The organism is Tomitella cavernea (assembly GCF_016599145.1).
Taxonomy (GTDB): domain Bacteria; phylum Actinomycetota; class Actinomycetes; order Mycobacteriales; family Mycobacteriaceae; genus Tomitella; species Tomitella cavernae.
This window is the reverse complement of sequence record NZ_JAENKO010000012.1, coordinates 19,811-31,136: the sequence shown is the minus strand read 5'-3', so window position 1 is coordinate 31,136 and position 11,326 is coordinate 19,811. Positions and strand designations below refer to the sequence as shown.

Below are 11,326 nucleotides of genomic sequence, written 5' to 3'. Positions count from 1 at the left end.
GGCGCGTGCGCTGAGTGGACTGATCACGCGGACGAGCGTACCAGAGAGACGCGCGTCGCGGTCCCGGCGGTCACTCGCGCCGCACCAGCGCCCGGGCCGCATGTCCGGGTCCTGCCCCCGTGTCCAGGTACGGCGCGCTGTGGGGCGGGGCGTAGGCTCACCCGGGGCGGACCGGGCCCGCGGACATCCCGGCCGGTGCATCGACGAATAGGCGGTGAACGTGCGCAACCCGCTGTACCGGCTCTATGAGCAGCATCTCCGGCGAGGGCTCGAGGGCAGGCCCCGGCCGCGGCACGTCGGGGTGGTGTGCGACGGCAACCGCCGGTGGGCCCGCGAGAACGGCTTCGACGACATCAGCCACGGTCACCGCATGGGGGCGCGCAAGATCGCCGAGATGCTCGGCTGGTGCGACAGTGCGGGCGTCGAGATGGCCACCATCTACCTGCTGTCCACGGAGAATCTCAACCGTGATCCGGCCGAGCTCGAGGTGCTCTTCGAGATCATCACCGACGTGGTGGACGAGCTCTCCGGGCCGGAACGCAACTGGCGCGTGTGCATCGTGGGGGCGCTCGAGCTGCTGCCGGACGACCAGGCCAAGCGGCTGCGCGCGGCGTCGGAGCGCACGGAGGGGTGCACAGGTACGCAGGTGAACATCGCAGTGGGATACGGCGGCCGCCAGGAGATCTGCTACGCCGTCAAGTCGCTGCTGCGCAAGGAGCTTGCGGACGGTGCCGCCGGCGAGCAGCTGGTGGACTCGATCACTCCGGAGGCCATCGGAGCCCACCTCTACACCTCAGGCCAGCCGGACCCGGACCTGTTGATCCGCACCTCGGGGGAGCAGCGTCTGTCCGGCTTCCTGCTGTGGCAGAGCGCGTATTCGGAGATCTGGTTCACCGAGGTGTACTGGCCGGAGTTCCGCCGCGTCGACTTCCTGCGCGCCCTGCGCGACTATTCCGCGCGGCACCGCCGGTACGGGGCCTGACCCTCACGGGATCAGCACCACCTCACGGGATCAGCACCGCCCGGCCCAGGATCTCGCCGCGCTCGAGGCGTGCGAACACCGCGGGGCCCTCGGCGAGCGGGAACGTCTCGATGTCCGCGCGGATTGCACCCGACGCGGCGAGCGCCAGCGAATCGACGAGGTCATTGCGCGTCCCGGCGTAGGACTTTCTGATGCTCGCGCCCCAGGGCCAGGCGTCGCCCAGGGCGCCGTCGGCTGCGATCCCCGGAGCGCCGCCGCCGAGCCCGACCATCCTGTACGCCCCGCCGGGCGCCACCGTGCGGACCGCCAGCTGCGCGGTCGCGTCGACGCCGACGAAGTCGAACACCGCGTCCGCCCCGCGGCCCCCGGTGAGCCGCAGGATCGTCTCCGCAGCGGTGTCGTCGGCGGCCAGGGCGACGTCCGCTCCCAGCCGTGTGGCGGTGTCGAGCTTGTCCTGGGCGAGGTCGACGGCCACGACCCGCGCCGGGCTGACCGCGCGCAGGATCTGCACGGCGATGTGGCCGAGGCCTCCGACGCCGATCACCACCGCAGTGCCGCCGGGGCGAAGATGCTCCCGCGTGCCGTTGATCGCGTGGTAGCTCGTCAACGCCGCGTCGGCCAACGGCGCGGCCTGCACGGGCGCGATGTCGGTGGGGACGAACGCCGACGCCGGCACCGCCACGTACTCGGCCATGCCGCCGTCGTGGCCCATCAGCCCCGGGCACGGGGGCATGGCGGAGCGACCGGCGGCCAGGCACAGGTTCTGCCTGCCGGCCGTGCACTCCCGGCAGGATCCGCAGGACCAGCACAGGTAGACGACTCCTGCCGTGCCGACAGGAATCGGGGACACGGCGTCCCCGGCCGCGGCGACGGTGCCTGCGATTTCGTGCCCGAGGGTCATCGGTGCCGGGCGCTGCCGGTCCGCGTGCAGCACGTGCAGATCCGAATGGCAGACCCCGGCCGCCGCCACCCGCACCAGAAGCTGGCCCACGGCCGGTGCGGGCACCGGGACCTCGCGCCACTCGAGCCTGCCCGGCCCGGTGATCTGCAGGGCGCGCATGGTCGGGCCGGGCGCTGCCGAACCGCCGGTCACAGCGCCTCGTAGACGGCGTCGAGGTAGGCATTGGGCCGCGGCGCGCCGATGAGCCCGGGGCCCATCTTGTTCATCACGTACGCGACGGTGATGCCGCGGTCGACGTCGGCGGCCACCACCGAACCGCCGAATCCGGTCCACCAGCACACCCGCCCCGCGCGCACGCCGGGCATCGACGGGGTCGGCAGCCCCCAGCCGAGCCCGAACCGGACGGGGACACCGAGCACGCGGTCGGGCCCGTCGGACTGGACGTCGAAGATCCGGTCGATGGTCGCGGGTGCGAGGAACCGGCGTCCGCCCACCGTCCCGCCACAGGCGACGAGAGACTGCAGCAGGGCGATCGACCGCGCATTGCCCTGGCCGTTGGCCGCGCCGAGCTCGGCGGCCATGAAGGCGGGGTCGGTGGTGAGCGCCGGGGCGAACGCAGGGTTGGTGAGGGTGCGCCGCAGAACGCTGTCTGCGGGGAGGGAGGCGTAGTCGAATCCGCTCGGAGGGGGCGGCACCATCGTCGCAACGCGTTCGGGGGCGTCGAGGAGTGCACGGGGCGCGCCGATCCAGTAGTCGGCGCCCAGCGGCCCGGCGAGCTCGTCGGAGAGGAACGCGCCCAGCGACCGGCCTGTGATGCGCCGCACCAGCTCGCCGACCAGCGTGCCGAACGACATCGCGTGATAGCCCGACCCCTCTCCCGGCGCCCACCACGGCTTCTGGCCCGCCAGCAGCGCGGCGGCGGCCGGGCCGTCGTAGAGGTCGTCGACCGTCATCGTCCGGTCCCAGCCGGACATGCCGCTGGTATGCCCCAGAACGTGGCGGACCAGCACGGGGTTTGACCCGCCCGGGCCCTTGCCGGCCGCGGCGAACTCCGGCCAGTAGTGGGACACGGGCGCGTCCGGGTCGAGCAGGCCGCGCTCGACCAGCAGCAGCGCGCACAGCGCCGTCACGGTCTTCGTCAGCGAGTAGGTGTTGGCGACGGTGTCGCGGGTCCAGGGCCGGCCGGTCGCGGCGTCGGCGGTGCCGCCCCACAGGTCGACGACCACCTCTTCGCCGCGCATCACGCACAGCGAGGCCCCCACCTCCGCGCCCGTCGCCAGGTTGTGGTCCAGCAGTTCGCGCACGCCCTCGAACCCCGGAGCGCACGTCCCCTCCAGTACCCCGCTCCGGACCGCTGATCCGGTGCGTGGAGCCCCGTTCATCGGGCGCCCGCCAGCGCACTGGCCCGCTGCTCGCCCGCCTCGATCTCGGCGTGCAGGTCGCGCGCGTACCGGGCGAAGTCGATCTGGATGGTGTGGCGCGGCGCGTTGTAGTACTGGGCCAGGTGCTTGTTCTCGTCGTGGACGATGAGCTCGCGCATCCGCTGCTCCGAGGGCGCCCGGTACATGCCCTTGAGGTGTTTGGCGATGAACTTGCTCTGCTGTTCGGCCAGGTTGACGATGGTGGGCGACGACTGGGCCAGGCCCGCGTAGTACAGGTCGTCCACGTCCGGCTTCATGATGCGCTTGAACAGCGGATACCGATGTTCGGAATCGGGCTGCAGGTCCGGCGTGTCGAAGAACGGGAAGGTCATCTGATATCCGGTGGCGCAGACGATGACGTCGGCCTCGATGCGTCGCCCGTCGGTGAGCACCACCGCGTCGCCGTCGAGACGTTCGATGGCGGGCACGCAGGTGAGGTCGCCGGAGCCGGACTTCTCCAGGAAATCGATGCTCACCGAGGGGTGCGCGGCCAGGGGCTCGTGGTCGGGGGCGGGCAGGCCGTAGTCCTCCATGTTGCCGACTATCTTGCGGATGGCACGCCGGGAGATCTTCAGCCCCAGCTTCTTCGGCATCCATGACGGCATCATCATCTTGTCGGCAGGCTTGCCGCCGCGGTACTTCGACAGCACCCAGACGCCGCGTCGCGCGGACACCCACACGTGTTCGGCGACGGTGCGGTTGGACAGCTCGGAGGCCACGTCCAGCCCCGAATTGCCCATGCCCACCACGACGACGCGCTTGCCGTGCATGTCCACCGGTTCGAACGGGCTGCGGTAGTCGTGGCTGTGGATGATGGTGCCGTCGAAGGTGCCGGAGTAGTCGGGGAAGCGGGGGTTCCAGTGGTGGCCGTTGGCGACCACGAGCGCGCCGTACGTGCGCGTCTCGCCCGTGCTCAGCCGGACGTCCCAGCCTCCGCCCGGGCGCCGCGCCGCGTGCTCGACGGACGTGTTGAAAGTGATGGTTTCGCGTAGGCCGAAGTGGTCGACGTAGTCGCGGAAGTACTGGTGCATGAGCGAGTGGTGCGGGAAGTCGGGCCAGTCCGGGTCGGCGGGGAACTCTTCGAACTCCAGCCGCGTGGTGGAGGTGTCGATGTGCAGGGACTGGTAGCAGGCCGACTTGCCGTTGGGGTTGTTGTAATACCAGTTGCCGCCCACGTCGTCGGACATCTCGAAGCAGTCGTAGGCGATGCCGTAATCCTTGAGCCGCTTGGCCGTGGTGAACCCGGAGCACCCTGCCCCGATGATGCACACCGTGCGGTCCGATGCCGCGTTGCCGGGAAATGCCGGCCGGAAGTCCGTCGTCACTGGTCCGTCCTTTCTCGTCGCTCCCGCAGTGGCGCCCGCGGAGCGTCTATGATCCATTTCACATATACTGCTTCACTGACGCTCTGTCTAGTGAGTGATCGGTTTGTAGAGTCGGCGTCGGAGACCGCGTCGGTTTCGGCGGCAGGGGAACGGAAGTGGTGGCGTGACAGAGCAGGCGGAGGCCGTGCGCGAACGCGGGAACGAGGGCGGCAGGCCGCGCACCCTGCGTGATGAGCAGAAGGCGCGCACGCGCACGGCGCTGCTCACCGCGGCGCGGGGGCTGTTCGTGGCGCGCGGCTACGCCACCGTCACCGTGGACGACATCACCCGCGAGGTCGGGTGCAGCCGGGCCACGTTCTACCTGCACTTCGCCGGCAAGATGGACGTGCTCGCCCGGATCAGCGCGGAGACGATGCAGCAGCGCGCAGCCGGCGTCTACCGAGACCTCGACGCCGTCCTCGAGTCCGGCTCGCGCGCAGAGTTCGTCGCGTGGGTGGTGCGGGCGCTCGACTGGTTCGACCGCAACCGGGAGATCCTGCCCACCTGGGATGAGGCGCTGGCCGCGGAGCCGGAGTTCCAGGCCGTCGGGCGCCGCTCCATCGTGGAGCTCACCGCCGCCATGCCGCATTACCTCGCCCGGTGGCCGGAGGGCAGGCAGGATGAGGCGCGGTTCCGGGTGGAGCTGCTGGTGACCCAGCTCGAGCGGTACTTCACCCGCTCGGCCGTGCAGGGCACCATCGAGTTCACCGGGGACGCGGCCGCGGAGATCCTGGCCGGCATCTGGTTTCCCGCGCTGCAGGCCCCCGGCTGAACGTCAGAGCTTGCGCAGGCGCACCCGGTTGATCGAGTGGTCGGCGTCCTTGCGCAGCACCAGCGTGGCGCGCGGGCGGGTGGGCAGGATGTTCTCCACCAGGTTCGGTCGGTTGGTGGTGTGCCAGATCTCCTGGGCCGCGATCGTCGCGTGCTCGTCGGACAGCCGTGAATAGTGGTGGAAGTGCGCCTCCGGGTCCGCGAAGGCGGTGCCGCGCAGGGCCAGGAAGCGCTTGACGTACCAGTTCTCGATGTTCTCGATGCGCGCGTCCACGTAGATCGAGAAGTCGAACAGGTCGGAGACCATCAGGCGCGGTCCGGTCTGGAGCACGTTGAGGCCCTCGAGGATGAGAATATCCGGTTGCCGGACGACCTGCTTCTCGTCGGGCACGATGTCGTAGGAGATGTGCGAGTACACCGGCGCCGACACCTCGCGCGCACCCGATTTGACCTCGGTGACGAACCGCAGCAGCGCCCGCCGGTCGTAGCTCTCCGGAAAGCCCTTGCGGTGCATGATGCCCCGCCGCACCAGTTCCTTCGTCGAGTGCAGGAACCCGTCCGTGGTCACCAGGTCCACGCGCGGGTGGGTGTCCCAGCGCGCGAGCAACGCCTGCAGCACGCGGGCGGTGGTGGACTTGCCGACGGCGACGCTCCCGGCGACGCCGATGATGAACGGAACCTGGCGCTCCGGGTGCTTCTCGCCGAGGAACGTGGCCGTCGCGGCGAACAACCGCTGACGCGCGGCCACCTGCAGGTGGATCAGACGCGACAGTGGCAGATAGACCTCGGCGACCTCCTTGAGGTCGATCTGCTCGCCCAGGCCGCGCAGCTTGTACAGGTCGTCCTCGGTGAGCACCTGGGGCGTCGACATGCGCAGCGCCCGCCAGCTGCGTCGGTCGAACTCGATGTACGGGCTGGGCTCGGTCATCCGCGACACTGGCGCACCCCCTGGGCGCGCGCGGGCGCGGCGTCCACGCGCGGCTGCGGCGCGGGCCCGCCGCGGTAGGGGGCCCGGGGCGAGGGCAGACGGTGGCTTGTCGAGTCGCCGTACATGCGGATAAGTCAACACCCTTCGGCGGGGCGGGCGCGATCCGGGTCGCGCCCCCGGCGGGTGCGACTAGGCTCCACCGACTGTGGACACCTTCGACCTGATCCGCCGGTATCAACTGCTGGGCCTGCGCTTCGACCGCATCGAAGAGGGCTTCGTGGACGCCTTCACCGGCGACCCCGCCCTGCGCGCGGCCGTCGACGACGAGCCGGCGCCGCACCCCGCCGAGCTGGCGCGTTCCGCGGCGGCGTTGCGCGGCGAGGTGCTCGCAGCCACCGACCTGGTGCAGCGCCGGCGCGACTTCATCGCCGCGCACCTGCGGGCGCTCGAATGCTCGGCACGCAAGTTCGCCGGGGAACACATCGGGTTCGTCGACGAGGTGGAGGCGTACTTCGACGTTCGCATCGAACTGGGCGACCAGGACCGGTACCGCGAGGCGCACCGGACGCTGGACGAGGTGCTCGACGGTGCCGGCAGCGTCGAGCAGCGGCTGCAGGCATTTCGCGCGGCGGACGAGATCCCGCCGGAACGGCTCACCGAATGCGTCCACGCGTTCTCCTCGGCGCTGCGCGACAAGGTGCGCAAGATCTACCCGCTGCCCGAGCAGGAGACGGTCGGCTATCAGATCGTCACCGACAAGCCCTGGTCCGGGTTCAATTATTACCTGGGCGGATTCAAGTCCACCGTGGCCATCAACGCCGACCTGGAACAGCGCATGGCCAACCTGCCGCACCTCATCGCCCACGAGGCCTACCCCGGCCACCACACCGAGCACTGCCGCAAGGAGTCCGGGCTGGTCGCGGCGGGCGAGGATGAGCAGACGCTGTTCCTGGTCAACACGCCACAGTGCCTCATGGCGGAGGGGCTCGCGGACCTGGCCCTTCAGGCCGTCGTCGGGCCCGGCTGGGGCGTCTGGGCGCGCGAGATCTTCGCCGACCTGGGGCTGCGCTTCGCCGGCGAACAGGCCGAGCGCATCGCCGACGCCTCCGCACAGCTCATCGGGGTGCGTCAGGACGCGGCGCTGATGCTGCACGACCGGGGCCGATCCGAGGACGACGTCGCCGCCTTCCTGCAGCGGTGGACCCTGGTGACGCCGGACCGGGCCCGCCAGCAGCTCCGGTTCCTCACCTCACCGCTGTGGCGCGCCTACATCAGCACCTACGTGGAGGGCTACCGCCTGCTGGGCGTGTGGCTGGCGGACCGCCCCGAAGGGGTCGGCGGAACCGAGCGGTTCGGCCGCCTGCTGGACGAGCCGTTGCTGCCCTCGCACCTGCGCGCCGAGCTCGCCGCCGTGTGACGGGGACAACCTCGTAGAATGATCGGCGACCCATGCCGCATGACCCACATCAGGGAGCACATTCGATGACGACTGCTGCGTCCAGCTCAGCCTCGCCCGCCACCGCCGCGAGCATGACAGCCCCGCTCGCCGAGCTCGACCCCGAAGTGGCGCAGGCGATGGGCGGTGAGCTGGCCCGCCAGCGCGACACGCTCGAGATGATCGCCTCGGAGAACTTCGTGCCCCGCGCGGTGCTGCAGGCGCAGGGCTCCGTGCTCACCAACAAGTACGCCGAGGGCTATCCGGGGCGCCGGTACTACGGCGGCTGCGAGAACGTCGACGTCGTCGAGAACCTCGCGCGCGAGCGGGCCAAGACGCTGTTCGACGCCGAGTTCGCCAACGTGCAGCCGCACGCCGGCGCGCAGGCCAACGCGGCCGTGCTCATGGCGCTGATGAACCCGGGCGAGAAGCTGCTGGGCATGAACCTGGCCCACGGCGGTCACCTCACCCACGGGATGAAGCTCAACTTCTCCGGCAAGCTCTACCAGGTCGCCGCCTACGGGGTGGACGAGACGACGCACCGGGTGGACATGGACCAGGTGCGCAAGGTCGCCGTCGAAGAGCGTCCGCAGGTCATCGTCGCCGGCTGGTCCGCGTACCCGCGCCAGCTCGACTTCGCCGCATTCCGCGAAATCGCCGACGAGGTGGGCGCCAAGCTGTGGGTGGACATGGCGCACTTCGCGGGCCTCGTCGCCACGGGCCTGCACCCGTCGCCGGTGTCCCACGCCGACGTCGTCTCGAGCACCGTGCACAAGACGCTGGGCGGCCCGCGCTCCGGGCTCATCCTGGCCAAGAAGGACTGGGCGAAGAAGCTCAACTCGGCCGTGTTCCCCGGCCAGCAGGGCGGGCCGCTCATGCACGCGATCGCGGCCAAGGCCGTCGCCCTCAAGATCGCCGCATCCGAGGAGTTCGCCGAGCGCCAGCAGCGGGTTCTCGTGGGATCGAAGATCCTCGCCGAGCGCCTGAGCGCCGCCGATGTCGCCGGCAACGGCATCTCGGTGCTCACCGGCGGCACCGACGTGCACCTCGTGCTGGTGGACCTGCGCAACTCGGAGCTCGACGGCCAGCAGGGCGAGGACCTGCTGCACGAGGTCGGCATCACCGTCAACCGCAACGCGGTGCCCTTCGACCCGCGCCCGCCGATGAACCCGTCGGGGCTGCGTATCGGTACGCCCGCACTCGCCTCGCGCGGGTTCGACGAGGCCGCCTTCACCGAGGTGGCCGACATCATCGGCACCGCCCTGGCCGCCGGGAAGGGTGCCGACGTGGCGGCACTGCGCGCCCGGGTGAGCAAGCTGGCCCAGGACTACCCGCTGTACGAGGGGCTCGAGGACTGGAAGATCGTGTAATCGCGGCGGCCGCGTAGAGGCGGCCGTCGCGTTCGAACCCGCGGCCCGCACCCTTTTCCAGGGTGCGGGCCGCGGTGCGTCGTGGGCCGGCCTTCTGCGTGTCGCGCTCGAAGTTCGGGCGTCACTTCGGCGTCGCGCTCGAAGTTCGGGCGTCACCGCGCATCGCGCCCGTAGTTGCCGCATCGGGTGTGTAGTTACGGACCAGATGGCACAACTGCGGGCGCGACGCCGGCGAGGGCCGCTGTCGCGTTCGAACTTCGGGCGCGACGCGGAGGCCCCGGCGAGCCGCCGCACTCAGAGCCCGGCCATCTGCGCCAAGTGCTCCAGGTGGAGCTCGAACAGCGCGCCGGTATCGGTGAACGTGTCGGGGCCGTACTGGTCGAACACTTCGAAGCTGACGGCCCCGAACAGCGCCGCCCACGCGAGAACCGCGCGCGCGAGGGCGTCATCGGTGAGAGTGAGGCGGAACTCGTCGCGGATCCGCGAGAAGTCGGCGGTGAGGCGGCCCGTGGGTGCGGAGCCGGCCTCGTCGGATGTCGCAGGCGGTGTCGAGGCGCGGGGCCCCCCTGAATGTGACTTCTCGAGGATCGTCATAAGCGTGACGATCACGCGGGTGCCCGGAGCGATGGTCTGCTCGCCGGGTGCCTCGTAGCCGGGTACGGGTGTGCCGTACAGGAGCGCGTAGCGGGCGGGTTCATGCAGCGCCCACGCCCGCACCGCCTGCCCGAGCTGCCGGAACTGCTCGGGCGGCTCGGCGTTCTCCTCGACTGCGGAGTCCACCGCGTCGCCGAGCTCGTCGTAGGCGTCGACCACCAGCAGCGTCAGCAACTCGTCGCGGTTGCGCACGTACCGGTATACGGCGGAGGAGACGACGCCCAGGTCTCGTGCCACGGCGCGTAGCGACAGCGCCGCCGGGCCGGATGCTACGAGGTGTTCGCGTCCGATCCGGACGATGTCACGCATCGTCTGCTCGCGTGCCCGGGTGCGTGGTGTCGACGTCATGCGGCCAGGATCCCCGATCGAAAGAGCACCGTCAACTGAAGAGAGCGTTGCTCTTGACAACCGTCGTGCCCGGGCGCATCCTGAACGAGAGAGCGGTGCTCTCGGATGTGGCGGGGCCGGAACGGCCGGGCCGCCACCCGTATGGAAAGGATTCGTCATGACCGAAACGCATGCCGTCGTCACCGGCGCCGGTCCCGTCGGCGCGAATATCGCTCTGCAGCTGGCCGGGCAGGGTAGGCCGGTCCGTCTGCTCACCCGCTCCCGGAGCGGTCCCGAGCACCCGTTGATCGAGCGGCTTCGCGCGGACGTCGCCCGGCCCGGTGAGCTGGCCCGGCACCTGGAGGGCGCCGAAGCGCTGTTCCACTGCATCCACGGCAGTGCCTACAGTGCCAAGACGTGGGCGCGCGAGCTTCCGCAGGCCGACAGGATCGCCATGGATGCAGCAGCGTCCGCATCAGTGCCCGTCGTGTTCCCGGAGAGCCTGTACTCCTACGATCTGTCGGCGATGCCGATGACCGAGGAGAACCCGCGTGGGGCGTTGCGCGGAAAGGGAGGGGTACGGGCCCTGCTGCTGCAGGCCCGGGCAGAGCATGAGGCCGCGACCGTCAGCGTCGTCGCCTCCGACTTCTACGGGCCCCACGTGCGCATGGCCCACGCCGGCGATCGGATGGTTCCGCTGGTGCTGGAGGGCAAGAAGATCACGGTGATGGGGTCGGCCGACGTGCCGCACTCGTTCACCTACGTCCCCGATCTGGCGGTGGCGATGATCGCCGCGGCCGGCGAACGCGCCGCGTGGAACCGGGTGCTGCACGCGCCCACGGCCCCGGCCGTCACCCAGCGTCGGATGGTCGAGGAGTTCGCCGCGGCCGCCGGGGTCGCGGCGCCCAAGGTCGCGGTGCTGCCTGCCTGGGCGTTGCAGGCGGTCGGCGTCGTGATGCCGTCCGTGCGTGAACTGGCGGAGACGATGCCGCAGTTCACCACGGAGTTCGTCATCGATTCCGCGGCCACGGAACGGCTGCTGGGACTGGCCCCGACCCCGCTCGCCGATGGGGCGGCGGAGACGGTGCGGTGGTGGCGATCCGCGGAGCGGCTCGCGGCGTGAGCGTCCGCGCGGGCCGGCGCGGGATAAGAGTGCCTCTGGATATTCGACGG

Annotated in this window: 10 protein-coding genes; 5 read left to right on the top strand and 5 right to left on the bottom strand. The window is 70.6% G+C overall.

All coding sequences use genetic code 11. The features are described 5' to 3' along the window. Window positions 1-214: 214 nt before the first annotated feature. Window positions 215-982 (top strand): isoprenyl transferase, encoded by a 768-nt coding sequence (locus JJ683_RS06730; RefSeq protein ID WP_200172445.1) that lies wholly within the window; start codon window positions 215-217, stop codon window positions 980-982. 22 nt (window positions 983-1,004) lie between these two features. Here JJ683_RS06730 and JJ683_RS06725 read toward each other — a convergent pair whose 3' ends face one another. Genes JJ683_RS06725 through JJ683_RS06715 form a run of 3 tightly spaced genes read right to left on the bottom strand, consistent with a single transcriptional unit; the run spans window position 1,005 to window position 4,629 of the window. Further along, on the bottom strand, window positions 1,005-2,042 hold the full coding sequence (locus tag JJ683_RS06725; protein ID WP_200172509.1) for an NAD(P)-dependent alcohol dehydrogenase: 1,038 nt from the start codon (window positions 2,040-2,042) through the stop codon (window positions 1,005-1,007). A 29-nt stretch (window positions 2,043-2,071) separates the two neighbouring features. Next, entirely contained in the window at window positions 2,072-3,265 is a 1,194-nt protein-coding gene (locus JJ683_RS06720; RefSeq protein ID WP_200172443.1) for a serine hydrolase domain-containing protein, read from the bottom strand. Beyond that, window positions 3,262-4,629, bottom strand: a complete 1,368-nt coding sequence (locus JJ683_RS06715) for a flavin-containing monooxygenase (RefSeq protein ID WP_307810734.1) — start codon at window positions 4,627-4,629, stop codon at window positions 3,262-3,264. Before JJ683_RS06715 ends, JJ683_RS06720 begins: the two co-directional genes overlap by 4 nt. 163 nt (window positions 4,630-4,792) lie before the next feature. Between JJ683_RS06715 and JJ683_RS06710 the strand changes: the two genes are divergently transcribed. Then, complete coding sequence (locus JJ683_RS06710) at window positions 4,793-5,440, top strand: TetR/AcrR family transcriptional regulator (RefSeq protein ID WP_307810733.1); 648 nt, start codon at window positions 4,793-4,795, stop codon at window positions 5,438-5,440. A gap of 3 nt (window positions 5,441-5,443) precedes the next feature. Here JJ683_RS06710 and coaA read toward each other — a convergent pair whose 3' ends face one another. Next, window positions 5,444-6,376 (bottom strand): type I pantothenate kinase, encoded by a 933-nt coding sequence (gene coaA, locus JJ683_RS06705; RefSeq protein ID WP_200172440.1) that lies wholly within the window; start codon window positions 6,374-6,376, stop codon window positions 5,444-5,446. A 196-nt stretch (window positions 6,377-6,572) separates the two neighbouring features. Here coaA and JJ683_RS06700 point away from each other — a divergent pair, with 196 nt between their 5' ends. Together JJ683_RS06700 and glyA are read left to right on the top strand one after the other, a co-directional pair. Then, entirely contained in the window at window positions 6,573-7,784 is a 1,212-nt protein-coding gene (locus JJ683_RS06700; RefSeq protein ID WP_200172439.1) for a DUF885 domain-containing protein, read from the top strand. 65 nt (window positions 7,785-7,849) lie between these two features. Then, window positions 7,850-9,172, top strand: a complete 1,323-nt coding sequence (gene glyA, locus JJ683_RS06695; RefSeq protein WP_372435252.1) for a serine hydroxymethyltransferase — start codon at window positions 7,850-7,852, stop codon at window positions 9,170-9,172. Between the two features lie 294 nt (window positions 9,173-9,466). On the opposite strand, the gene JJ683_RS06690 is transcribed toward glyA, so the two are convergent. Beyond that, a complete protein-coding gene (locus JJ683_RS06690) occupies window positions 9,467-10,174 on the bottom strand; it encodes a TetR/AcrR family transcriptional regulator (RefSeq protein ID WP_200172438.1) in 708 nt (235 codons plus the stop codon). A gap of 157 nt (window positions 10,175-10,331) precedes the next feature. On the opposite strand from JJ683_RS06690, the gene JJ683_RS06685 reads away from it, so the two are divergent. Then, entirely contained in the window at window positions 10,332-11,276 is a 945-nt protein-coding gene (locus tag JJ683_RS06685) for an NAD-dependent epimerase/dehydratase family protein (RefSeq protein ID WP_200172437.1), read from the top strand. The last annotated feature ends 50 nt before the right edge of the window (window positions 11,277-11,326 follow it).

Bases quoted from the DNA above. Each gene is read 5' to 3' on its own strand.
- glyA (WP_372435252.1), top strand. From the start codon at position 7,850: ATGACGACTGCTGCGTCCAGCTCAGCCTCGCCCGCCACCGCCGCGAGC.
- JJ683_RS06685 (WP_200172437.1), top strand. From the start codon at position 10,332: ATGACCGAAACGCATGCCGTCGTCACCGGCGCCGGTCCCGTCGGCGCG.
- JJ683_RS06720 (WP_200172443.1), bottom strand. From the start codon at position 3,265: ATGAACGGGGCTCCACGCACCGGATCAGCGGTCCGGAGCGGGGTACTG.
- JJ683_RS06690 (WP_200172438.1), bottom strand. From the start codon at position 10,174: ATGACGTCGACACCACGCACCCGGGCACGCGAGCAGACGATGCGTGAC.
- JJ683_RS06725 (WP_200172509.1), bottom strand. From the start codon at position 2,042: ATGCGCGCCCTGCAGATCACCGGGCCGGGCAGGCTCGAGTGGCGCGAG.